The sequence below is a fragment of the Ulvibacterium sp. genome, from assembly GCF_965228935.1.
Classification (GTDB): Bacteria; Bacteroidota; Bacteroidia; order Flavobacteriales; family Flavobacteriaceae; genus Ulvibacterium.
In genome coordinates, this window is record NZ_OZ245846.1 from 5,489,491 (window position 1) to 5,515,495 (window position 26,005).

The 26,005-nt window shown below is 36.1% G+C and carries 17 protein-coding genes and 1 other RNA gene; 8 read left to right on the forward strand and 10 right to left on the reverse strand.

Annotated elements, in window-relative coordinates:
* Positions 1-66 precede the first annotated feature (66 nt).
* Positions 67-1,278, reverse strand: coding sequence for an NAD(P)-dependent oxidoreductase (locus tag ACO06Y_RS23245; protein WP_422081459.1), 1,212 nt, complete (start codon positions 1,276-1,278; stop codon positions 67-69).
* Between the two features lie 245 nt (positions 1,279-1,523).
* Here ACO06Y_RS23245 and ssrA point away from each other — a divergent pair.
* The 6 genes from ssrA (at position 1,524) to ACO06Y_RS23275 (ending at position 8,743) form a co-directional block, all read left to right on the forward strand.
* Positions 1,524-1,922, forward strand: a transfer-messenger RNA (tmRNA) gene (gene ssrA, locus ACO06Y_RS23250).
* An 808-nt stretch (positions 1,923-2,730) separates the two neighbouring features.
* Positions 2,731-3,531 carry a hypothetical protein gene (locus tag ACO06Y_RS23255; protein WP_422081460.1) on the forward strand — a complete coding sequence of 267 codons (801 nt, stop codon included), beginning with the start codon at positions 2,731-2,733 and terminating at the stop codon, positions 3,529-3,531.
* Positions 3,528-4,493, forward strand: coding sequence for a hypothetical protein (locus ACO06Y_RS23260; RefSeq protein WP_422081461.1), 966 nt, complete (start codon positions 3,528-3,530; stop codon positions 4,491-4,493). The genes ACO06Y_RS23255 and ACO06Y_RS23260 overlap by 4 nt, the downstream gene beginning before the upstream one ends.
* Positions 4,490-6,793, forward strand: coding sequence for a hypothetical protein (locus tag ACO06Y_RS23265; protein WP_422081462.1), 2,304 nt, complete (start codon positions 4,490-4,492; stop codon positions 6,791-6,793). The genes ACO06Y_RS23260 and ACO06Y_RS23265 overlap by 4 nt, the downstream gene beginning before the upstream one ends.
* 246 nt (positions 6,794-7,039) lie before the next feature.
* A complete protein-coding gene (locus ACO06Y_RS23270; RefSeq protein ID WP_422081463.1) occupies positions 7,040-7,960 on the forward strand; it encodes a tyrosine-type recombinase/integrase in 921 nt (306 codons plus the stop codon).
* A gap of 42 nt (positions 7,961-8,002) precedes the next feature.
* The gene (locus tag ACO06Y_RS23275; protein WP_422081464.1) at positions 8,003-8,743 is read left to right on the forward strand and encodes a toll/interleukin-1 receptor domain-containing protein; all 741 of its coding nucleotides are present in this window, start codon (positions 8,003-8,005) and stop codon (positions 8,741-8,743) included.
* On the opposite strand, the gene ACO06Y_RS23280 is transcribed toward ACO06Y_RS23275, so the two are convergent.
* The 5 genes from ACO06Y_RS23280 to ACO06Y_RS23300 form a co-directional block, all read right to left on the reverse strand.
* Positions 8,715-10,130, reverse strand: coding sequence for an SIR2 family protein (locus ACO06Y_RS23280; RefSeq protein WP_422081465.1), 1,416 nt, complete (start codon positions 10,128-10,130; stop codon positions 8,715-8,717). The genes ACO06Y_RS23275 and ACO06Y_RS23280 overlap by 29 nt on opposite strands.
* Positions 10,131-10,225: 95 nt before the next feature.
* The gene (locus ACO06Y_RS23285) at positions 10,226-11,191 is read right to left on the reverse strand and encodes a toll/interleukin-1 receptor domain-containing protein (RefSeq protein WP_422081466.1); all 966 of its coding nucleotides are present in this window, start codon (positions 11,189-11,191) and stop codon (positions 10,226-10,228) included.
* Positions 11,192-11,222: 31 nt separating this feature from the next.
* The gene (locus ACO06Y_RS23290; protein ID WP_422081467.1) at positions 11,223-12,995 is read right to left on the reverse strand and encodes a hypothetical protein; all 1,773 of its coding nucleotides are present in this window, start codon (positions 12,993-12,995) and stop codon (positions 11,223-11,225) included.
* A gap of 78 nt (positions 12,996-13,073) precedes the next feature.
* Positions 13,074-13,841, reverse strand: a complete 768-nt coding sequence (locus ACO06Y_RS23295) for an FRG domain-containing protein (RefSeq protein ID WP_422081469.1) — start codon at positions 13,839-13,841, stop codon at positions 13,074-13,076.
* Positions 13,842-13,915: 74 nt separating this feature from the next.
* Entirely contained in the window at positions 13,916-19,387 is a 5,472-nt protein-coding gene (locus ACO06Y_RS23300; protein ID WP_422081471.1) for a CHAT domain-containing protein, read from the reverse strand.
* A 601-nt stretch (positions 19,388-19,988) separates the two neighbouring features.
* Here ACO06Y_RS23300 and ACO06Y_RS23305 point away from each other — a divergent pair.
* Both ACO06Y_RS23305 and ACO06Y_RS23310 read left to right on the forward strand, forming a co-directional pair.
* Positions 19,989-20,267 (forward strand): hypothetical protein, encoded by a 279-nt coding sequence (locus ACO06Y_RS23305; RefSeq protein WP_422081473.1) that lies wholly within the window; start codon positions 19,989-19,991, stop codon positions 20,265-20,267.
* Positions 20,264-21,676, forward strand: coding sequence for a S8 family serine peptidase (locus ACO06Y_RS23310; RefSeq protein ID WP_422081475.1), 1,413 nt, complete (start codon positions 20,264-20,266; stop codon positions 21,674-21,676). The genes ACO06Y_RS23305 and ACO06Y_RS23310 overlap by 4 nt, the downstream gene beginning before the upstream one ends.
* Positions 21,677-21,719: 43 nt before the next feature.
* Here ACO06Y_RS23310 and ACO06Y_RS23315 read toward each other — a convergent pair whose 3' ends face one another.
* From ACO06Y_RS23315 to ACO06Y_RS23330, 4 genes are all read right to left on the reverse strand, one after another.
* Entirely contained in the window at positions 21,720-22,649 is a 930-nt protein-coding gene (locus ACO06Y_RS23315) for a hypothetical protein (protein WP_422081477.1), read from the reverse strand.
* Between the two features lies 1 nt (position 22,650).
* Positions 22,651-23,568, reverse strand: a complete 918-nt coding sequence (locus ACO06Y_RS23320; RefSeq protein ID WP_422081479.1) for a DNA/RNA non-specific endonuclease — start codon at positions 23,566-23,568, stop codon at positions 22,651-22,653.
* A 346-nt stretch (positions 23,569-23,914) separates the two neighbouring features.
* A complete protein-coding gene (locus tag ACO06Y_RS23325) occupies positions 23,915-25,516 on the reverse strand; it encodes a hypothetical protein (protein ID WP_422081480.1) in 1,602 nt (533 codons plus the stop codon).
* On the reverse strand, positions 25,513-25,956 hold the full coding sequence (locus tag ACO06Y_RS23330) for a hypothetical protein (RefSeq protein ID WP_422081481.1): 444 nt from the start codon (positions 25,954-25,956) through the stop codon (positions 25,513-25,515). The genes ACO06Y_RS23325 and ACO06Y_RS23330 overlap by 4 nt, the downstream gene beginning before the upstream one ends.
* Positions 25,957-26,005 lie beyond the last annotated feature (49 nt).

The window sequence follows — 26,005 nt, forward strand, 5'->3', positions numbered from 1 at the left end:
GGTTGCCAATATCTTATCCTTTTTTATTCCTTATTACCCATTTGTTCACTGCTAACTGTTCACAGTTCACTCCTTACCGTCTACATAGTCCTGTAAATAGGCGTAACGTTTCGTAAGCTTACCGTTTTGGGTCATTCTGGCGCGTTGCAGTACGCCCTCCATATCCCCATTAAAAAAGGCGGGGATTACCTCCTCTACAAAGGCATCGCCAAAGCCGTTACTGGCATCCCTGGGTAGTTCCGCCGGTAGGTTGTCCACGGCCATGACCGCAATGGCATCGGGGTCGGTATATTCGGTTTCCGATTCCGATTCGGGGTCATAGCCATAGATGGGATCCGCTATGGTAGAGGCCCGTAGCGTAGTGGCCACCGGTCCATCAATATCACAACTGATGTCCCCTACTACCTTGATCTTAAAATCCGGATGTTTTACATTCTCCCGGGTATAGAGATAGGGGGCACCATCCCCATAAAAATGGCCGGCAATATACAAGTCGGTTACTTTGGCGAACTGCATAAAAGTAGATTCGTATGCCTCTGGATTTTGGAAAAAGTCCTGCTCTCCCAGATGCTTTTCATCCTTTCTTTGGTTATATTCCAGCACATCGATCTGGCAATAGACCGCCTCGTCGAAGTCCTGATTCAGATATTCCGTTACACTTACTTGTCGCAACCGCCTGCCATCCAACATTTCCTTGGCCCCGTTGCCTACCCTACCCTTTCCGGTCAAGAGGATCTTAATATTCGGGAGTACCATTTTTCTAAGCTCCGCTATCAAGGCCTGCTGGTCCGCCAAGGTTTCGGCCTTGGGCAATCGGTATGTGCCGGATTTAAGCCCATAAGCCCTTAGTCCGTTATAGGCCCCTACGATTCCGGCATAGCGTCCAAACGCGACCAGGCGTATGCCTTTGGAATTGGTGATGACTTCATGATCGTAGAGCTCAATGTTCTTTTCCAGAATAGCCTGCAACAGTTCCCTATTGTAGGGTTGTTTTTTGATGGTATGGGAAAAGAAGAAGTACTTTTTGTTGGGAATCAAGGCCTGGATGGGTACTTCCTTTACGCCTAGCAATACATCACAGTCCTCCATTTTTAGGGCGACTTCGATTCCGGCCTCTTGGTACTCCCCATCCGTAAAAACGCGAATGGGCGAAGGTTCCACGATCAACTGCGCCTGGGTATGTGCGGACAGGACTTTTTGGCAGGCCTTAGGGGGCAGTACCACCCGCCGATCCGGAGGGTTTTTCCGTTCTCTGATGATTCCAAACTTAAGGTTCACTTTGGTATAAATTTTGTCCTAAAATACACGGAATAATACCGATAGCAAAGTTTTTATTAGCTTTGCTGCCCCGCCCGCCGAAATGAAAATGAAGGCGGGCCGCGTTAGGGATAGAGCCCGGTACCCCGCCAACGAAAGGCAGGCGTGTACCCGCGATAGCCCGACCTGCCCCAGAGCAGGGAACGCCGATCAAATATTTGTTCTTTGAAAAAACAATGGGAAGAATAGCTTGCCTATCCCATTCCGGGGCCGACCGGTTTTGACAGCGAGACCAATGGCGATGTAAGCATGCCGAGCGCTGGGATACAGCTCGTAAATCTCATATTTCACACTTTTAAATGGCGAATCTAATTACGCTCTTGCCGCTTAATCTGAATTACAGTAGGATTTAGCCTCGTCTCCGCAAGGCGGAGAAGCGAGATGTCCCAGAATAGCCCTTGTTGATGGCGATTCGTTCCGGGGCACCATAAAAGTCAACATAAGGAGGGTGTAGCTTCGGCACCGTCTCTAAAACCCAAAGAAGCTAAGTGTGCATTGGGCGGTTTCTGGTCAGGTGTACGTCGAAAACCAATCAGATCCTAAGCATGTAGAAAGCATGGTTATTGCTTGTTTGGACGAGGGTTCGAATCCCTCCGGCTCCACTTTTACAACACCAAATTAACACAAAATCCTGTAAACATCTGATTTACAGGATTTTTTATTTTATTTACTTTCATTTATTAGCAAAAACCCTCAACAAAAATTATCAAATCAAATCCGTGAAAAAAAGTGGATAAATACCGACAATTTTGTTGCAAAAACTATTTTTCACTAATTTTTATATCTTCATAAGTAGTTGAAAATCAATTAACTAAAAACCATAACATCGCTTTAGCGTGTTATCCTCTTGCTTTACCCCCCTTAGTTTTACAATCACGCTGATATAGAGATTTTTTTATGATAGTTGGTTCCTGTAATCGGTAACTTTCTATCGGGGGAAAACTCTCAATAATTATTAGCTGTGGCCAAACTGATAAGGGCGAATTATACGCTTTTCAAAGTTTCAAGACTTAAGTTAGGAAGTAGTCTAAAAAAGTGTGCAAAAACCTTAAAAAAACTACGGTTTTTTTCTATTTGACAGCAATGAAAGCCACAGCATTTTGAGGGTTAAAATTATTTGTTGCAGTTCATCCAAATAATTGTTTTTTAAGCGATTAAAATCTTTTAAAAATCGTCAACTCGTAATTTAGAGAATCAATCCGTAATCGGACCTCGGAGAAACTTTCATTTTCACCTAAAAGAAGTGTTCTTAGATGTGTTCTAGTTAGTATTCAGGATATTGCTTTTTAAGATTTTGTAATTGAATTTGCCGACTTAATGTTTAAAAAGGCTATTAAATTGATTTAAATACATCATATTTAAAGTGAATTGCCTAGAGGATGTCAAACGGATAAAATCAAACAGATTTCTCTAATGGATATAACCATAGAATTAAAAAAGTACATTAAGGATTCTTGGCTAAGACAATCTATTCAAAGTCTCTATGAAAACGGTAAAAAAAACGAAAAGCTCTTGACTTTTTGCCTATTAATTGAAATAAAGCATGGTTTGGTAGGAATTGACAACATGAAAAGGGTTTTTGAGCTCTTCTCCAAGAACAGTATTTTAGTTACGGCTAAAAACTTTGGAGAAAATAGAGAGAAAGTGTTCTCTGAAGAGCTAAAGGATAATAAACCTCAATTTGCGAGAGTTGTCGACAAGGATACTTTTAAAAACTACATAGGTACCTTTAGGTCCAGAAAAATACCTAGAATTGACAAAAAAAAGATTGTAGATGAAGGAAAAGGATGGTCTACAAAAAACGGTATCGTCTGGATTACACCCAAGGAAGAATTAGATATTGTTTTTGAAAACTGTAAAACCGAAAGACATCCTGCGAGCACAATATGCGACTACTTGGGTTTTCCTCGGGAAGAAAATCTTGAATACGTTCAAGTAAACTATTCTCCAAATTTTCCAGATAGTGTGTTTCAACCAAACTCCTCAAACAGACTTTGGCATTATGAATACAACTTATTCATTTCACATAAAAAACTTGATGGGTATGGAAGAACATGGAATCCAAACTCAATTCTTTTTGCTAAGGAATTAGTACATAAAAAGTCCATGTACTTTGACAATCTTTTTAAAGCAAGATATCTGGGAGAAAGCGAATCTAAATTCCCAATTAATGATACGATTCTAGATGAGGCATTCAACAGACTAAATTCATGAAAAAGGACACGATTATAACATTATCTAAATACTCCCAAGAAAGATGGAATCAATATCTCATGGAGATGTCAATTGAAGCTACCATAGAACCTTCTTACGAAATCTTTGGTGACAATTTTGCTCAAAGGATAATGTCTATTTATCGGTCAGTACTGACTTATAAAAAATCTTTGTTAAATGTTTTCTTCGCTGCCTGTGTTAACAATCTAAGAATTATTGACAAAATATCGGAAAACTCTGAAATCATATATACTTATCTATATTTAGTTCATGAGACAAGGCCTTTATCTCAAAAATCTGCCCTAATCAACATTTTAAGAGACAATGATTTAGAGAAAATGCAGTACGGTTCGGATAATTTGGAGGAACTGCTATTAAAATCCCTGATAAACATGGAGGACTCTAAAAATCCCGTCTTAAGAGAAAAAATTTGGAGAATGAGAGGTCAGAGTGACTATCGCTTGTACCTCTATGTTTTTTATTTTTCCTACATGGGTGATAATGACATTGCCTTACAGGAACTAAAAGAATCTTTTTTAAATCTAGGGTCTCAAGTTTTTCATGATGAATCTTACACTATTTTGGTTGAATTACTTGTTGATATAATTCCAGATTATATAACATTTACCGATTTTTTGGAGTACTTTATAGGTGGGAAAATTTCGCTTGGCGACTATAATGATAAACTTAGATACTGTTTTAACGAAGTTGTTCAGTTTTATAAGGATAATGCAATGGGTTCGCTCGACTTGATATATTTCATTGAAGATTATTTTAATCAAAACGAAAGAAATTCGAATTTACACCCTGGATTGCTGGAAAACCTTCTTGAATTCGATGGAAAACGCTTTTCCTCTCTTATTAACAACTATTACGGAAAGAGGACCTTTAACACAAAAAAGATGCCTAGTACTATGAAAGAATGGCAATCCTTCGCTGATGATAACTATAAAAGTAAATGAATTTTCTAAAGGATACTTATACCGAAGATATAGATTCTTTGATTAATGATATAGATTTATGTCTTGAGGGATATGAAATAAACTACGTTATTGACGCAAGTGATGTATTGAGCTACTCTTTTCCTTATGGAATAAAGTTCAATCTATTAAATAGAAGTCTTGATGACGTAGGTGATTCCATAATCGCCTACGATTACATATTCAGATACTTCTCGCCGATAATTTTGGATGAGTATAAGCAAGAACTGGTAATAAGTAGAAACTCCATTAAATTAAACCCGGATAAAAGACTTAACAGGAATCTTTTTATTAATGCTCTTGAAGCCAATAAAGACAATGATAAGTTTAAGGAAGAAATTGAAAGTAGTGCAACTTTCCTTCTTGCCACTGCTATTATGCAGCAATCAATGATAGATGTTTACGACCAAATATATCATAATAATCTGCAAACCAATAACTTAAAATTAAAATCAGGCAACAAAAAGGATTCAGAAACTATTTTACAGATTTTTAATTCCATACGAAGAACACAATGGAGTAGCGACGGTTTTATGGCCTGGATAAAGGAAAAACAGAGAGAAGAAGTATCTTCTAAAGGTAATGATACAGAGGATGCCGTACTATGGGAATACAAGAGTACTCTGAGAGATTTTGTAGCCATTGACAGATTATGTAACATCAATTCGAAAATCCAAGAACTAGACCAAAAAAAACTTACTGGAAAGTATGTTTTTTTATACTACTCCGGGGCAAAAAAATCTAAAGACTTCTTTGAGTTAAAAGTGGTTCAAAATCATCTTCCAAATATTGATAAACATCCCAATTATAATTTACTTAGGACACCCAAACAAAGTTTTCTCCTTTTTTTGATTTATGACAAAGACTTAGGTAAAATGAAAGAAAGTCTTGAAAGACTGAGAAAAATTTCACAAAATAGGGTTACGAATAAAAGCCTTTATGCAAATCTCAAAGAAAAAGAACGTGATCTGTTCGAGTCAATAAATCAGAAAAGGAGGGATTTTCTTGAAGATAAATACATCGCTCTTCAAGTTAATAGACATCTCGAATTCAAAGAAATGCTTCAAAGCAAAATTCAAATGCTTAAGGACTCAGAAGATGATCATAAAAAGTTTGTTGGCATTTATAATGCTTTTCTTGAAGATGCCAAGAGAACTTATCAAAACATCGGCATCCTTGAATTAGACATATCTTATGTACTACAGGGCAAGGTCATTAATTTAATTAAACTCTTAACGAAAAAGCAATCTTTTGAGATTAACAAAGGTTCAGATTTAATTATGGGTGCCTACCACCATCTTCCTATACTAATTTTTTTTAAATCCAACACAAGATCGAACAGTCTGGAGTTAGAAGAGCTTTTCTTTATGCTAATAGATTACATAATAGCTTCAGAAAAACTTAAAGCCAAAAGCTTTGAACAATTCATAGATTCAATTAAGAAAATATACTATTCCGTTGAAAAAGATTCGCATAATGACGAAAGTTACTATGATATTCTGCTAAAAATATTTATTTACCTAGTCATAAATAAGAATGGAATCAAATTTGAAGAAGACGCTTTCTACTTACTGAAAGATTCGTATCTGATTTTACGTTCTAATTCGAAAGCACTTAAGAAATGGGAAAGTGAGTATTTGTATGCCTTAATTTGGTTAAGTAGAAGAATTAAAGAATTCGAACAGTCAAGTGAGTTTATTAAAACAGGGCTCAAGATTTTTCCAACAGATCCAAGGTTTTATCATGGTCAATGCCTAAATCTATATAATCTGTATTTTGAAGAAGACAGTCTTAAACCCTGTTCTAAAAAAGAACTTCAGGAATTGATAAGGTTAGCTGAAAAAAGCATTATGCTATACAAAGGGACTCTCAAGTCATACGGAAAATTCCAAGAGAGTTACTCCGAATATATAAAAGGAAACATATCAGCACTGCAAAATTTTATGCTCTACTGCTTAAGTGTTTACTATTTGGATATCCTTGAAAGAAAACAAACCTTGGAAAAAGAAATTATCGAAAAATATTCAATTAGCTACCTAAGGGATAATCTTTTAAGAAGTATCAAAGACTTTGAAAAAGAACATCATAACAATGAAAAAGAATGGGCAGAGTATTCACAAACTGAGGCCGTTTTAGAGCTAGTAGAAGGTATTTATTATAAAAAAAGTAGCAAATTCATTTCAGCATTAGATGAGATTGAGGCTGCTTTGGACACTTCAAATTCGATATTGTATCAAAAAACCAAGGAAAAAATCTTATTATGGAAGAATATAATACCCTAGATAATGCTGAACAAATCACTATAATTTTTTTCTTCAATAATTAAGAATTTCTTTAGTTCTGAAAAGCTATTGTTTATTGATCTTCCGTAGATAGGTCTTGGTCCCTTTGACTTTACTGAAAAGCGTATTAAGGGTAGCATTTAATTGCCTCTTTAAGTCTTTTTTAGTCTAATTATTCATTCCTTTTTAGTTTTCAATATGTTGGAATAACTTTACATTGATTGGTTTTAACCAAAAGACTAATCTATGTATTTAAACTACTTTCTTACACATTGCAAAACGGAAAAAAAACTAAGTGAAAAAACAATTGAGGCCTACGCCTCAGATCTCAAACAATTCAAAAAGTATATCGAAGAAGAATTTGATATCCATGATTTTAGTTTAATCCGACGAGAACATATTAAGAAACACCTAATTCATATCAATAAATATGCGCCAAGGACGGTGAAAAGAAAAATAGCAACTCTAAAAGTGTTTTACAGCCACTTACTATATGAAGATTATATTACTGAGAATCCATTTGATAAACTAAGGATTAACATAAGGGTCCAGAAATCTCTTCCTTCAGTGTTGTCCATAAAAGAGGTTACCTCAATACTTAAACAACTTCAATCTCAGAAATCAACAGCTTCAAAGAGCTCAATGCGGTATACTCAAATCGTTCGGAATATAGCCATTGTAGAGTTGTTATTTGCCACCGGAATTCGTGTTTCAGAACTTTGTTATCTAAAAAGGTCAAACATACATTCGGATTTCAGCACAATAAAAATCCTCGGTAAAGGAAATAAAGAAAGAATCATCCCCATTACCAATGAAGAAACCATAAATGCTTTAAAAGACTACCATAGGCTATTTGAAAAAAAAATTAATCAGAATTCTTTCTTCTTTATCAATCGTTTGAACCATGGTATTTCCGAACAATCTGTCCGTCACCTCATTAAAAAAATATCTCTGGAATCCGGAATTAAGCGTGGTGTTACTCCACATGTTTTCAGGCACACTTTTGCTACTCAACTATTAGAGGCAAATATCAATATTAGATATATTCAGGAGCTCTTAGGTCATAGCTCTATTAGAATAACAGAAATTTATACTCATGTTAGCCACCAAAGGACCTCTGAGATTCTCAAATTAAAGCACCCTCGAAACCTCATATCCTATAATTAGCTATCTGAATAAAGGATAACTAATTATTATAGGTGATATAAAATGTTTTCGGAAGACCCATTTGATTATTTTTTTAGTTACTCAAGAGATATATATGATGCCGTCGCGGAAGAGATAATTACGAGATTAGAGTACTATGGCATAAAGCTATGGGTTGATAAAACTGACGTTATTTTAGGAAGTAATATATATGACTTACTAGATGAGGTTCTCTCTAGAGTTGAAAGGTCTGAAGGGGCAATAGTACTTATAGATCAAAGCTTTTTCGCAAAGGAATGGTGTCTAATGGAGTTAAAATATTTCATTGATAACAACATAACTTTTTTACCGATTTTATACGGAATTGATAAGGCAAATATACCTGATGAATTTTCTTTTCTAAGACAGCTGAACTTGGCAACTATAAATTCCAACGAAGATATCCCTATGGCTATCAACAAAGTATTGGACTCGATGCTCAGTAGAATAAAAATAACAAAAACAGAATTCAAGTTAAAGAGTGATATACTTGAGGTTTTAATTAAAGATTATCTAGGCGAAGAGGGTAATTCTGTTATGGCAATTATTAAAGCTGACAACATTGCTTTGTGCATGAAAAAGTTACTGGAATTGAGTAAATATAAATTTATCCGAGATGACTACTTTCTTTTTACATTAATCCATAACAAAACATCAAGTATATATCAAAAGAGTCTTATTGATCGGCATGATGTTAAACTGGTAAAACTTTCTGTAAATAAACTTCTTTATAAATTTAATTCATACCTCGGATATGAGATATAATTCTAATAATCAAGTCACTGAGTTCTTCAGGTTCCTTTACATTTTTCAGTTTGCTTAAAAAAGGAGTGATATACTGATGTCTTTCAATATTTACCTCCATGTCTTCAAGTATAGATTTAGAGGAAAAACCGGTTGTATAAATTGGAATGATATACTTATTAAGCTCAAGAGCTCTTTCATAATCATGCCAAACACCCTTGGAATCCAATAATTCATTATCATAATATTGATTTCCAAAAAGAAAAACAACAATCCCAACTTTCGCAATCATATTGTTTTGAAACATTTTCTTCGCCTCGATATTCATATGCTCATCACTCCCATCGATTAGAGGCAAAGTTTTTATTGATAAGCTTTTTTCTAGGTTTAGGTTATAATAATTGATTGCGTTTAAAGCACCATTAACCAATTGAGGACCAACGCCCTCTATAAGACCTGTCGATATTTTGTACCCCTTTTCAATCAACTTGTAACCAATGTTATACAACAATTTATTAGCAGTTTTAGGGTCCCAATTGCCATAATTCCTACAGCTGCCAGCAATAAAAACATTGTTGGTTATGTAATGTCTTCTAATTCTTTCGAATAAAACTGGAATTTCTTCATATTCATCAATTAGCACACATTGAATCCCATATCTTTTCAGATCTTTTAAAATTAATTCTTGCTTACCCTTCTCATAATTATATATGTCTGAAGTGTCATAATCCTTTTTATTTATTTTTCTTACCAGACAATAGTGAGTTCGTAGGTTTTCCCCAATTAATATTCTTATCCTACTTAATATGTGTAACAAGTTTGGATCACTTAAGCCATACCCGACAAAAACAAAAGTCTTTGTAATCAAATCTCCTTGAAGCGAGGTAGAAAACAACTTATGAGTTTTTCCAAATAGCTCATAGTCATCCTTTGTCAATACTGCTTTTGATGGTTCTGAAACATCTCCATGAAATTTGTAAACTACAGCGTCTCGATTCGGAAGGCTCAGAGCCAAATTCTCTTGTGATATTTTTACATCTACTGTTTTTTTCTGTTTTTGGCGTAATGTGTCTTCAATGACATGGTCATAATTTGTTGTCCAATAAGTGTCAATTGGAAGAGAGGCCAAAATATCCATCACTCGATTTTCCTTGGCTTTTAGAGTGAACCTTTGCATAATTTCCTCGTTTAATCTGCCTCGGCCTCCCATTTCGTTCTTATAGTATTGAGCAACGGAAATAAGATCGGATTCTTTATCAATATCCAATTTGATGTCTTTGGCAATATCCCTCAACAACTCTTTCCAGTTAACATAACCTGAATTACGTGACAGTCCAGCTCCTGCAAAAACTGCGGCATTACCTTGATTAACAGCATTGCTAAAATCCTTGACAAATCGCTCAACCATATAGTATAATAATTAGTTATCCGTTATTTGCAAAATATTCATATCAAATAATAAACTAATTTGTAAAACCTAAAACGTAGCAAATCTAGGGGTACTTACAATTGCTCCTTAATTGACTTTACAATTTTGTCCATTGACCCCTCGAATTTATCATCTCTTATATCAAGACATAGAATATCCCTTAAATAACCAACTATTTGAGGTAGGTTATTCCTCAATTTGAATAATCTTGTAATTTCATTATTCAAATTTGTTGAATCCACATCTAAATTGTGCTGGGTATCAACTTGCTCACGCAGTTCCTTTAATTTCCTATCAATTTCTCTGACAGCATTACTTACAAATTCAATACTCAAGAATTCATCATCATTATAACAACCAATCAATTTCTTGTTATCGGTATATTCTATTAAAAACAATGTATCGTTGGCTTCCTTACCAACCCAAGAAGAGTTCAAACTGTTTTTAGAGATTAAAAACAAGGTAATTCCAGCAGTATTTATTGAATTTTTAATAAAGTTATTAATTTTTTCCCCGGCTTCCATATCATATTCATCCATAATCAACTCTATTCCCTCCATTTTAAGCCTTGCATAGATTTTTAAGGCGTCAATTTTATCCCCATGATTATAGGAAATAAAAACTTTTTGATTCTTATAATCAATATTATTTTCTAATTGTGATTGTTGCTTTTTGTTCTTCCACATCAAAAAAGTTAAAAGCCATGAAAAAGGAAAAAGAACAAAGCTGGAAATAATAAACGGTTGTTTGAACGTAGTAGAATCCTCATAGTCATAAAATTGAATCATTGCCAAAACCACAAGAAACGTAGATAAAACAAGTATCGAAGAAAGTATTTCTAAGAACTTATCTTTTCTCTTTATTGTTTTTTGTTTTGAACGAAAAACAACTGTTAGGAGTGGAATATAGATTATTATCAACCATAACCAAGCCCAGTAGATTTGATTTCTTGCGGAACCAAACGAAATGCTCATAAAGAAGAGAAATAACAGCGTAAATCCCAAAAATAAAATAATGCCACATCTTCTTTTTGTTGTCATAAGATTTTAGTCGTTAGATTAATAGAAGTTTCTAGTCAGGTAAAAGCAATTCTAGCTTAGCTCCTTTTAAATGTTTTCTTGCAGTAAGAATATTATATAATTCTTCAGGCTTTAAGGAAGGCTTTTTTATCTTATAAGCATAAACGTATGCAATTATCCTATACGAATCCGGTAAAGGTTCTGTGGCTATCTTTTGTGCTAAATCTGGGTGGCCACCCCTAACTTTCCCTTTTGCCTTTTTAGCAGACATAATTTTACCCCCCACGTCATCATTTAAATTTGTAATAGCAAAAACTATAACTCTAAAGTATGCTTCCTTGCCAAAAGCTAGGATTTTCAGGTTATTCCACCATTCACTTGTACTTAAGGAGGTAGCTCGTCGTTTGTTGGGGTCATTTAGGTAAGTTCCATCATCTTTATTGAATTCTTCCCACATAGTTGTAATCACAAAGCCTTTAAATTTTTCATCCTTCGACAGCAGGTAAAAACTATATTCGTAATCGTTTTGGTCCAGTGGTCTGGAAATTATTTTAGCGACACAACCCAAATCTTTGCAGGATTCAATAGCTGTAAGAGGTTTCCAAGAAGTATGTAATAAAATCCTATCGGAATATTTTGGAGGTGGCCATGGAAATTGTTTTAAGCTTCTTATTTCCGGTGAAAGAGTACTGAGAGGGGCGTCAATAATACTTTTATTAGTATTAATATTGGAACCTGGGCATCCGTTATTCCCAACTGAACCGGCCACATCTGGACATTCATCATAACCATCATCAACTCCATCACCATCTTTATCCTGCCATGGACACCCATTATTTTCAGGTGGGCCCGCTTCATTTGGACATTGATCCATACTATTATCAACCCCATCTCTATCAGAATCACGCCCATTAGAAAGATTTTGTATTCCTTTTAATGCGAATTTTGAAGTTCCCAAAAGTCTTAGATTATCATCATAGATATTGACCATGTAATTTCCACCTTGAAAACCGCCCACTGGTTTGTTAATATAATCGCAGACATCCAAAGAACTGTTCTCGTAATAAAAGTTCGTTTCTTTGCTATATGCAATTTTAGCTCCCTCCTCGCTTGACTTTGAGAAGCTTTCTCCCATAACATTGCCCTGGGGATCCAAAACTTCAATAAAGAACTCCCTTTCACCAGCCTGGGCAATCACATTGTCGGCAACAGTGAAGCAAACTTTGAACTTGTCTGTTGCTTTGGCTCTAGAGGTAGATACTAACCTGCCACTGCTTCTCTCTCGAACAGCATCAATAGTGAAATCAGAAAGAGTTACAGCCAAAGTTCTCTCTACCGCATAGGCCAACTGGGTGTTCTGTACAACTATAGAATCATTGAAAACAGTGTGCTTTTCCAATTCAACGAAAGTGCTATCACGCTCCATTGACAACATTGTATTAGATTGTGTTAAGGAGTCTATTTTCCACAACAATTCTTCCCTTTCGACCTTAAGAACACTAACTTGTCTTCTGTAACGTGATAATGAAGTGATACTAGTTTTCATGATGTGAATCGAATCGATGTACTTTACCACATCATCACGCGCAGCAATCAGTTCTTCATTTGCGGCATTACTCTCTAAAATGGCCTTGTCATATTCGGATTTAAGGCTGTTCAAATCTTCAATGATCAAATCTTTTTCTTGTTGTAGAGCTGTGGTCGTCTTTTTCCTATCTTGATGTAATGACAACAAGTAAATAAAGGCCATAATCAACAAAAAGACAATAAGGGTTATGAGAGAAATTAGAATGCGTTTTGTGGTGAATGTATTCAAAGTATTCATTTTTGGTAATTTGCCAATTAATTCAAAGATGTTCGTTCATCATTTGTTTTGTCACTATTTTTTTAATCTTTTTCTGAGTTATACTTCATAATCCTCAGCCACTATATTACAATACCTGCTTGCCCCTAATAAATCCGGAAACAACGTTGAATAATTTATATTCATCAAGTGTAGTTTCTTTAGTGCTTGTTTTCTGAAACTATGATCGGCAGGAAATTTTATTTTTAACAATACTGGAGAATTTGACTGGATAAACTGTTCCTTTACCCATTCATCTACAGCTTTCATTACAGGACCTTTGGAAAACAACCCACTTTGACCCAAAAGTCTTTTGTTATCATCTGTATCAGGAAATATCAATTTAAGTTTCTTCTTTTCAGCCAATCCTTCATTTTTTGATTGCACCATTCTTTTATTTAGGCACCATAAAACTCTAAATACTGTTCCTGATTCAATTGAGTTTAAAGAAAAGAAAATTGAGATGTAGGGAGATTGGGACCAATCTAATAGTGGTGTGGCTAAACCAAAATGCTGCCCCAAAGCCCAAAGCTCGTCATCCTCTAATTTTGGCGGGTTATCCCCTCTTCTTCCTCGGATTTCCAACTTAAATCGATTCAAATGCATTCGCACAAATCGATCTATTGAACTATGCTTGGCTCCGGTCTCCCTAGCCTTTAGTATCAAACGATTAAGCGTGGAGGTCAACCCCCATTTGGAATTCGACTGTCCCCTAAATACATAATCTTCGATAAACGAGATTTCATTTTCAACACACTCTCGAAGCTGAATGAAATCATTCACTTCATATGTCCAAATTGGCCCTTCCTTTATTGGTTCAAATGACATTTTGAATTATTTTAATTGTGCTTTTCTAGTACTTTTTTGTAGTGTTAACTCCTCCTTTAAATTGAGGTTTTGGTTTAATCGTTAAATACGTCCTTAAGCGCTTCATAAAGCTGTCTATACGAAGCCATAATTTCTTTTACTTCAGCTTTGTCAACGGACTTGGGTAAGCTATTACCAAAAGTCAAAAGCCTTTCTAGTATCAAGATGGAGAAATTAACTTGTCCTAAAATGTTCTCGGATTTTCTGATCGATCCTCCATTACACCAATGTTTTTTGTAATTGTCCCTGACCTTTAAAACCGTGTTTTTTCTGGTCTTTTTGGAAACATCCTTCTTCATAACCTCGTAAATTCCAATAGCACCTTCATACGTAAGGGTCCAGAACGAATCACTATTTTCACTTTTTTCTTCAAAACGAGCATACAGTTCATCAAGTTCTTTTTGGGCTACGACTAGCTCCCCCTGTTTTGGCGAACCAATCAATTCACTAATTCGCTCTATGGTCAACCAGTTGATGATGGAGTAATAGTCCGGTTCAATTTCTACAAGAAGTTCATGAGCCCTTTTATAGGCATTGGCCGCTGTTCGTAAGTCTTTAACAACATAATCCAAACTTGATTGGGTCAACGACTTTCGCTTGTAATGACCTCCCTTTAAAGAAAAATGTTTATGAGTTTCGCCTATACCCTCTAAATAACCAATAATTTGTTCAGCCTTATTTATTCTTGACCCTTTATCAGCTTTATCGAAGAAATCACCAGTGGAAACATAGTCTTTTAAGGCTAATTTGGTTTGTATGTTGGCCAGTTTGCTCAAACTACCCAAGCTATACATTGCATCTGGAATTAATCTAAGCTTTTCTAAATACAGCTCTGCCTCTTCGTACAAATTCTGTTCATAGTAGAATACCCCTATAGCCTCCAAAATCCTTGAATCATTTAACCAGTGTTCGGGAATACTTTTCACAAGTTCTTCTACTTGGTTCTTCAAATTTCCTCTATCCCTACTAGAAGCCGGCTCAACTTGGTTTACAAGGTTGTCCAAGTCTACTAAGACCTCATCCTTATCAACGTACCTAGCAAACCTTTGATCACTTTTCTTTTTTGAATTGCCAAAGGTGTAAAAGGGATCCCCATAGCATTGATAGGCGCCCCAAGTATTGGAAGATCCATATTTTCTATAGGTCTCCAATCTGGCCATTTTTACCGATTCTCCAAAAGTGTACCCGTTAAACATGTTTTTATAAAAGCTTTCTGCAAAGCCTAACGCGGCATCATCGTCTACTGCCCAACCTCCTGCAATTACGGCTTTCACGCCTTTTCGAATAAACTGGGTACCCACATTTGCAGCTAGCTTATGAAAACTTGGGATAGTCCCTAGGTCTGAAGTTTTTCCCAAGTAACAGCAATTGATAAAAACAAATTCCGGGGTTTGTGATAAACTGTCAATTTCAGCCGCGGTAATAAAGATATCATCATCCAATACCATACCTGATTTAGCAGCATCTGTTGTGCTAACCACCCCATGTCCGGCCATATGAATAATTTTGTAATCATTTCCGAATAATTTATTGATTGTAGCTATGCTATCCTCTTCAATGGCGCTTGTTGTTAAATATCCATTTTGGGCAAGAATATCCACAACCTTAAGTCCTTCGTCTCTGGCATTAGGTAAGTTGGCAAATCCCAACAACGGATTTAGTCTTGGATTTCCGATAACATAAGCGGAATCAATCAAGGTTTGATTCACTCTGCTATCATACTCATTTACCACAAGTTGTCTTATCAATCCGATCTGCGTAGAAATAGGTAGGTCAATATTTTCATTGGGATAGTGCAAGATTTCCCATGGATAACTTGCAGATTGTTCATCAACAATAAGTAAAATGTTCTTGTTATCAGTGGCATAATCTTTAAAGTTATTGGGTATCAACAAATGGAATAAAGTTCTTGCTGTTTCCTTATCCCAAGTGGTTACTCTGACTGATGCTTCAATTAATCGGTCAATCAGACTTCTCTGTGTAGATTTTATTTGCTCTTCTGCCCTCGCACGATCCGTAAGGGATATGAATTTTAATGGATTTTGTTTGGTATCAGGTCTATCAAGGAAATGTTCCATTAAAAGCCTTTTGGAACAACTTCTTATTTCATCATCTTCATTGGCATCTTTAACTACTTTAAGCAACTCGGAAAGCATATCATCGCTTTTATCCTGATTCATGGTCTCTACCTTTAACCTATGCCACCAATTTTTCTTCTCGTCAGAAGAAATTCTTCGACGCTTCCCGGGAACCTCATTTACGTAGGAAGATTTAAGTACAACCTTATCTACAAAATCCGGTTCATGGATAATCTTCTTCAGTTCATGCATCGCGTTTATAGCACGATCTTTATATATCTCAATAATTTCCACATCAACTAATTGTGGTGCGTTTATAGAATTGATATTCTTTAAGTGCTTATTGGCTTCCAAAACACCTGTAAGCAAGGCTCTAATTGAGTTTCTGATAGTAAGCCCGCTATAATCACTTGCCACAAGCAGAGAACTGATTCCCATATCTTCAATTGTGATATCTTTTTCTTCACAATTACAATCTTTTACGGTTTGAATCTTGGTCATCACATAATCAATAAATGCATGCCTAAACGTTTTAGCAAGATTTCCTTGATTCAGCTCTCCATAAATTCCCAGACCCAACACCAAAGCACCTTTGAACTTGGAATCTTTACATAGTAGGGTTAATGATGTCTCCAGTTTGCCAGGGTACATTCCCACCCTATGATTTTGAGATAATCTCGAATTCATATAATAATCAACAACACGCTCCGCACTAACGATTGGATCGTTGAAGTGATGTCCCACCGCAACCGGGTATTTAACATTTCCTAAATCCCCATGGCATACCTGCACCGTTATCTGAACTTCTTCTTCATCTGTTTCTAGATTCGATGAAATCCCCATTATATTATGTTCCAATATATCCTCTGATGGACTTATCAATGGATATTCTTCCGGCATCACAAAATCGTCTTCCTCACCTCTCATCATTATAGGTTGGTTTGGCAATAACGAGGTTGAACCAAATTCTAAAAGTTCTATCAATGCAGGGAAGTATTCTTTGGTAGCACATAGGGCACCGTGTGTTGCCCGCATGTACCAGGTTCTTCCCTTAAAGGCCTCAGGAATCCCTGTCTCCCAGGTCACGCAGCTATCCCCTTTTGAAGTTCCCCACAATGTGGCCTTATTATTATGGTCAAATTCCATTCTATACGGGGTGTAAAGGTCCTTCCCCGCTACATAGATGAGATTTTCCCCTTTAATCGGACGCTTTTTAAACAGGTCTCCCAACTTTCGGGCTTTCTCCAGCTCTGGTTTTAACGGCAAAACAAAATCCTCTTCATTTCTTCCCATCTCGATCCAGGTGGCTTTGTCATTGTAATCCCTTTCAGCATCTATTGGCAATAATTCCAAAAGGCCCGGATAACTTCTTATTATTTTTAGTAATTCTGCGCTATCATTGGTTAAATCTAAGGTGTGAAGTGTTTTAAAAAGGCGATGCTTTCTCAGAAAAAGGGAGGGTATTACGTGGGATCCTCGTAACGGAGAACCCAGAAAAATTGCCCGGGAACCTTCCCTTGAAACAAACTTTTTCCAAGTACTTTCATGACCACTGTACATAGCATGTACTACGAGTCCCCCCATGGAATGCGCCATTATTCTAATCGGACGATTTGTTTTTGACATTCTCAATTCCAAGTCCTCGGTCAATTCCATGGCCGACTCGATGATCGATTTTCGCCAATCAAAAGGAAAAGGCACAACATTGTACTTTTTGCCAAGGGCTTTAAGCAATGAGCGGTAGGCAGAACCCATAAGCGCATGGGCCTCAACTTCCGGCGAATCAATAGCCAACCGTTCCATTTGACCGCTGGCCAATCTGAATGGATTTACCCAAATATTGTCTTTTTCAGCGCTTAACTTGGAACCCATGATCCCAGGCAATACATATACAACCGGGGCATCCTTTTCCGCTCTCTCTCCCGGAGCAACGTAATCTAACCTTCCCCTGACCTTAGTGATTGTACCATCTTCTCTTATTAACTGGCTGAAAGGTTTAAATCCAATGGGTAGTTGTTCATAACTCTGTAGCGCGGCCGCAATGTTATTTTGTGAAGTGGTATGACTGAAATACCTAAAATGGCTTATTTCTTTATTGCTGTAAAAAGAATAATAGGTTTTATCTCTTCTGGCACTTCCAAACATGGAAATGGTATTAACTACAAAATCATGTTGTGTTCTGAAAAAACCATCGGCCACGAGCACTTGAAGCGATCTTAATATTCCATGTGCCTTTACGTCACCTGCAAGTATATATAGTTCCGAATCAATCTTTTTATCAGGGTTGTTCAGCACCCGAATCAAGGGCGAATCGGGAATCATGGCCTCCAATCCCGGAAACACCCTGATATCCTCCTTTTTCTTGACAAAAGCCATCAAAAAAGCTTTAACAAAGGAGTATATTGGATTGGCTTTAAGGGCCGGGATGAGGCCAATTAAATTTAAGATTACCGTTAAATAGATATCTAACCGTTGTGAAGCTAAAATGGTGCCGGAAGCCGGGCACGCAACTCTAACAAACTTATCTACCCTAATGTTCTTTTCCCTGAGTAAGGCATTTATCCTATTCAGATATCTTACTTCCTGCTTTCTTTTGAGTTTCTCAAAAACATTAATTTCAACTTCAGAAAATGCTTCTTCTCTATTTATGAGATTTCTAGATAAAATTTCTCCAATCAGACCTCCCCTAGAATGTGATATAAAATGAACCACAGCGTCTTTCGGGAGTTCTTCCAATAATTCAATTGCGTTGAGTAGTGGGCTTTTGGTTAAAGTTGAATGCTCAAATGCAAATATTCTATCGTCATATATTTCGAGTATGTCCTTCCATGCAGATGAAGGATTGTTTCCCTCAAAAAATCCTCCAAAGCTTCCTGACGTGCTGGAAGATGTTCCATGCAACAAGATTAGAATGGGTCGGTCAATTAAAATATTATTTGCCCTCTTGCCTAATTTGTTGGGGTTCTGGCAATGATATAATCCAGGTCCGGGTTCTAATCTGCTTTCAATTTTCTTTGCCAAAGCCAAAGCTGTAATACCTGCTACTGCTTCATTTGGCTTAATTAGCTTTAGTTTCTTTAAAACGTTTTTGATTATCCCCCTAGAGGTACTCTCATACCCTTTGAGGTAAAGCGGAACTGTAATAACATTGGAATCTGGGTCAGGATCCGATCCTTCCCTCGTCTTTTTTATGTTTCCCTCTTTTTGGAGTTGTTCAAGAGTAAGTATTCGAAGTAAACCATCTTCATATTCCAACTCAAACAAATCGTCCTCATCAACATCTTGTTCAATTTTAATTTGTTTTGCTCTTGTGGCCGCAATCTCAAATTCGGCTATGGTTTCCGTTTCAAAATATTTTTTGGAACTGTCCTCATATAAAGGACTTATAGGAATCCCCTGACCATACAATAAAATCTTCTTTTGTGCCATGATTTTTTTAAAAGAATGGTTGTTTGCTTCTAATTTGTATTATTCTTAAACTAAATCCCTTTAGTTTTAACCAAGCAAAAAAGTGTTGAGGGGGAAATGAAGAGTTGAGGATTAGAAAGCTATAAAATTTCACAACAAATCCATTGCACAAAAACCTTAGAAAAACTGGGGTTTTTCCTTAAAATAGGTTAAGTTTTGTAAAGTCACCTATGCGGAGAGCTTAATTCGTCATGCATCTTGAAAACCATTATTTATTGGGTTTTGAAAGTTAGGTTAGGGTCTTTATACCCTTAAAATTACTCAATTGAATTCTGGACAACAATGAATAAGAATTGAAAAAACAATAAGATAACTTAAAAAAATATCACTTTTACTTTAATTTTAATATCTTTTTTCCTACATTTAAGAAAATTGAAAGTAAGATTTTTAAGTCAACGTTTTGAGTATTCCTATAACGGAAAATTTTTAATGTTCAGTTTTATATGTAAGCTTTCCCCCAACGAATAATCCTATAATTCCATATCTTACATAGTGAATTTAAACTAGTATTTGGATTAAAGAGTGATTGCACAGGTTTTAGTCCACTTTGATTTTCTAGGCTATGAGAAAGATTAAACTAATTGGAAAGGAGAGAACCAAGAAGGAGGCCTTAAATATTGAGGATATCCTAAAAAAGAACAATATTGACGTGACCAACACTACTAAATCCGGTGTTTATATCAAGATTGATGACAATTTATTGAAAGACTATTTTAATTGCAAATTCGACAAAACGGGAACACGCATAATCGATTTCAAAATACCTTCTGAACTTGCCAAGGAAGTTATAGCGATTTATGAGCCCGCAAAACCCGTTTTTTTTAAAGATTCAGAAGAATGATTGACAAAGTAAAACGTCTGAGGTTAGTTCCTAAAACAGAATCCAACATCCCCATAATTGAAACGTTTGGAACTAAATCGGTTTCACGTGCCAAGGACTTTAAGCCTTCCATGGGTAAAGCCCAAGAAGCTCTAAGAAAGACGTTGAACCTTGGCGTTGAAGCAAGAATGACTCGGCATAACTCCATTACGATAGATTTAAGTACAGAGCAGCTTGAGAGTATTTTTAAGTCTAAGATCAGTTCTCAAGGTATTGAAAAATCTAGAGGTTCCTTTACTTTAAGGGAATCCTATGATTTGAGTCAAGAGGAAATTCAAGTTCCTGATGATTTAAAAGATGTAATCGAATTTGCCTACATGCCTTCTCCTCCCGAATTCTTTTCTCCCACATTCATTACCCCTAATATCTCTCATTATTATTTAGACTTAATCGATGTTGCCAGGGTACTCAAAGTACCTTTTTGTCATAGAAACGGATGGACCGGGAAAAATGTTCGTATTGCTATGACGGATACTGGATTTGGAAAGCATCCCTATTTTGAAAGTCAAGGGTTTCATATTGAACGCGTGGCCACTGACCATACCACCCAACCAGAAATCGATACTTCAGGACATGGAACAGGAGAAAGTGCAAATGTGCTCGCAATTGCTCCAGATTGCCAGTTTATAGGGGTTAAACACGACGATTATTCAGCATTGGCCCTTGAAACCGCTTTATCTGAAAATCCTAAAATCATCACCAATTCATGGGGCTGGAATATAGACTTCCAAGACAAAGATGCATTAAGAAACCAAAATCCGAACCAATATTTCGAGCTTATAGATGTTGAAAATATCATCATTGATGCTATTGACGATGGTGTATCCATGGTTTTTGCTGCGGGTAATGGACACAAAGCTTTCCCTGGATGTATACCCGGTGTAATATCCGTTGGAGGAGTTTCAGTAGCTAAAGACGGGAGTTTGTCGGCTTCAAGTTACGCTAGTTCTTTTGTAAGCAGCTTGTATCCGAATCGCAATGTACCTGATTTTTGTGGAATAGTCGGTGAGAGTGGTAGCCCACCACTAAAAGGTCATATTATGTTGCCAGTTCCAAATGGTTCTAAACTGGAAGGGGATAATATGCCAAGTAATAAAAGTAATTTGGGCTGGGGTATTTTTTCCGGAACATCTGCGGCAGCACCACAAATTGCGGGCTGTATAGGATTACTTTTATCGGCAAATCCAACCCTGACCCCAATTCAAATCAAACAGATACTATCCGATACTACCATAGATGTATTTAGCGGTATGTCAGCACATGGAGAGTCTGCGAATATAGGATGGGATTTAGCGACAGGTACAGGTCTGGTAAATGCCTTTGAAGCATGCATTAGAGCACAATCATTGATTCAACCCATAAGCGTTTAAGTAAGCTGAAGTTTTGCTGGAATAGCTCTGGGTAAAGATGTATTTAAGAAGGTAGTTTCTTCTTAATCATATTCACAATACTTTCTATAATGTTTCGAGCAAAAATAGCAAACAAGGAGCACCATCCCCATAAGATTAAATAATCAGTTCCTGATTGAAAATCCAATACCTTGCTCTCTGTAGCACTTAAAGCCAAAAACGATAAAGAAGAAGCAATTATACCAAAAAGAAGGTTTGCCAAAACAGAGGTATCCGAAGAATGTTCGGAAAGGTCTTGAACTGTTTTGAGGAGATGGTTAACCTCAGATTTGATATTTTGTGCTTCAATATCAATTGAGTTTGTTTCATTTTCCAATGTCTTGATTTCATTTTCAAAACTGGACTTTATTGTCGTAGAGGATGAATAGCTTCGCGAAAATATTTCAGCGTTACGCTTCATATCCGTTGCTTTACTCTTTAAGCTTTCCGCCTTTTGGTCAGCTTCCTGTGCTAATTTGATAACATCTTTAAGTTCAGGATAATATCTTCTAGCGTAGCCTCCCAAAAGACCCGCAAGTAATACAATGGCAATAATCAAGGTATAGTTGGTTTTTTTTTGAGTATTGGTAAGATTGTCCAGGGCCACCTTGTTTTCGAGATTTTCCTTGAAATACTCCAGTAACGAATCCCTTTTTTCCTTGTTTATGGTCTGATAGTTTTGATCTACCATGTCAATAACCGTTTGTTTTTCGGCTTCAATTTGTGTTGTTGGATTATCTCCCACCAAACCATCCAGATATTTTCCGAGTTCTACTTTAGCCTCATCAAACCTGACATAATCTTTTTGTTCCAAAACAGCCTGTTTTTTTTCAATGTCTAGTGGGTTAACAGTCTTTTCTTGAACTTTTGAATCTTGCAAAAACTCTGGCTTAACCCAAAGAATAATTCCTAAGAAAATAAGAATGGCCAACGCCAGAATATGATGGTTTTTCATTTTACAAATAATTGGTAAGTATATTCTTTGAAAACTTAACTGAATCGGCTCGATTATCCTGATCGAACAAATAGGTCTTTGGTTTTTGTCCTTTAATTTTTTCCATCGCTGGAGTGAAACTCAATCCTGTTGAGAACTCAATTGCGCTGACGTCAACTATATAAGGCACTAAATCTTCATCCAAATGTGCAAAAGGGTCTTTGGTAGAGAATAGTAGTTTTATTTTTTCGTTAGGAGAAAAAACAAAGTCCAAATCCTTTACAACCTTCTCTTGACTTAGAACAAATCCTATACGATGAAGCTTTGAATCTTTCATGTAATAGACTATTTTCCAAAACTTTAATGGAATCACAAAACCTTGGACTTTACGTGTTTCTGCCCCCTTATACAAAGCCACAGGATCTTTATCATCGAAAATACATCCAGAAAAAACAGAGACTCTATTTTTCACTTCATCAATTACATAATCTTCTAATTCCTGCCAATCTCCTTGATTTAAAGAATAATACTGAGGTGCAATGTTTGTGAAATAAAAAGTTTCCCTTGACGCTTTTGTTGCTATTTCTTCATTTTTCCATTGAGGATATTCTCTCCTAATTATATGGCCTCGATCCAATAGATTTCTATTGTCAACCGTTGGATGGTCATTTTCTATACAATAATAAAAATCTTGCCCTATTTGATATTCAAGTTCAAGGTTATCCTCGTCCTTTCTGAAAAACTTACTAGAAGGGCGCTTTATGTTGATTCTCTTATCTAGGGTAGGGATATTACAAGCACAATAAAGTGCAAATTTTCTTGGCTTGAAAAAACAAGTGCTGAAATGAGTATAATGTATTAAAACTGATTCATTTGTAGCCGCTAGGGTCGGTAGTTCAACTTTAAAACTATCACCTAAAAAATTATTAGTGTAAGACATAATCAAAATTGTTTTTTGGATTTTTTTATTTGCGTAAACTATAATCTAATTAAGTATTAACAACCAACAGGGTACCTAACAATTCATATTAAAATCATTTTTTCTTTTCCACATTGAGACCTGAAAAAGCAACCTTGACTACCAACCCAAAATTCATTCGGTCAATCGCTGTTGTCTCATTTTCCGGAAGTTCGTTAATATTGAATGTGTCATTTAATTCTACAAAAGCACCGCCCAGTAACTAGCTTTATTTATTGTTGTATGCAACTAAAACGACACCAATGTCAGTTCTGCGCATGTTGGGAATGGCAGAAGCAATCCTCAAAAGTCTATTTACTAGCCTAGATTACCTTCTTTCATAAAGGAAAACCTTCTCTATTTTCTTAAGTTTACTTATATCATCTGTTGTCATTTTTCTGTTTACTAAAAAAATCTGACCCTGCGGGCTATCAAAGTACATCCTATAGCCCAAGCCCTCTAATTTTTCTTTGCTGGGTGCATTAATCATCTGTCTAACCCATTCTAGTACTTGATAAGGTTCCTCATCTTCTAGAAGCAACACATCACTTTCATCTGGTAAATCTATCTTTAGGGTTAGGTCATGGGACAAGTCTTTAAACTTCGCCTTAATGGTATATATCTTTTTGCAATAAGGACTTAAAGGTATCTTTAATGGCTCTTGTTCGGGCTCATAATTAAATATGTAATAAGTGACCTTATCATCAAATTCATAATTGTTACGACCTCTTCTTTCATTTTTTACCGTACGCAAAACGCCATCTACCTTAAAATCTATGGGCAACTCTTCTAAGACAAAATTATTTGTACAACAGATATATTTAATGACCCGTTTGGAAACTTCAATCGCACTAGCCTTGTTTTCAACTTTGTTTTTGAACAATCCATTAAAAGAATGGACTAGCGTTTCGTCTAAATTAGAAGTGGGAGAAACAGTTGCTGTAATGAATATATTGTCAGAAATATCCCTAGTGATATCCCCACGTTGTGCAACCTTAATCTTATTTTCTGTAAAAGAGAATCCCGTTTTTAATCTTGCTAGTTTTGATGCTAGGGCTTCTTTAATCGCTTCGTTGTTATTGTAACTTACTTCAGCCTTGGCTCCTGCATTTAACTTGTTACTATTTACCTCATTAATACTATTGGTTGTACTGGTGTTGTTGGACGGTGTGACACCGGTGACCACAGTACTTAATAAATTTCCATCCTCGTCATAAATATTTTGGGTTGTTGTTTCTGAAGTGTTACCACCACTTCCTGAAGTAAGTGACCTTAATGAAGTTGAAGTATCCTCATTTCCAATGCCATATTCAGCACTTAGTTTGGTATTAAATGTTACATTATTTGTACGTTCCAAAGTTCCAAGGTCAATCGACTCAAACTCGTTTTTTAGTTTATCTATTGTTACAACTTCAACACCACTACTTTCACCTAATTCGATTGTAGTATTTAGGTATTCAAGTCTGGTATTAGTATGCAAAAACGTTGAATCTCTATTCTTAGGATATTCATAAGTCTCGTCAAATTTGTAATATCTTTTTATGTTGGACAGGAAAAACCGGACCGAAATTTTTGTAAAATCTACACTCCGCTTGCTCTTAGTCTTAGTCACATCTGAAAGTGGCATTTTGATGTATTTAATCAAAGTGTCGGGATTTCGAGTCATTCCTGCCAAAATCTTGAGGTAGGCAGTCTGAGTGGAATCATTCAAACTAAAAAAGGTTTTAGGCTTAATCTTTGGCACACTCTTTTTTGGCGGTATAGGTATAATAGACAAATTAACATCTACTATTTCTTTGGCAACTGATTCAGTCATACTTTTCACCTTGAAAAGTCCTCTGTTGGAATTGGTTAACCTTGCGTTTGCCCCACATCCTAAAATTGATAGAACCAAGGCTAGTATTGCAAAAAATTTTAGTTGAGCTTTCATACAACGACAATAAGTTTACTATAGTCCTTATTTAGAGTTCCCGTATGACATCTATCGGTAAATTTTTTAGTGTACTTCGCCTTAACAGGGTAATCAATAGAAGACCCTCCACAGGAAATGATGCCGGATGAATAATAATTCCTTCCAGATTTTAACGTTACAATATCCCCTATCCGATGAGCAGAGTCTAGCCTGTCGGTCACAATAATATCCCCTGCACTAAAGGCATAAATCACAATTAATTCTTTGTCGAACTCTTCCTTAAAGGCAGAAAGAAGTTTCCTTCTTAGATAACGCTCGTTATAATTATCATGTTCTTCAACCAAAATTTTGATAGTACCTTTCTTTTTATCAAGAAGAATCCCTTTAGCTTTGCGCTCCCTATTCCCAGGTAGCGTCCACGTTTTTTTTGACTTCCCGTTCCAATTTAAAGTTGCCATGTATTATTCATTTAAAATTTCTTCTCATTCGTTTTACACACTTTACCTT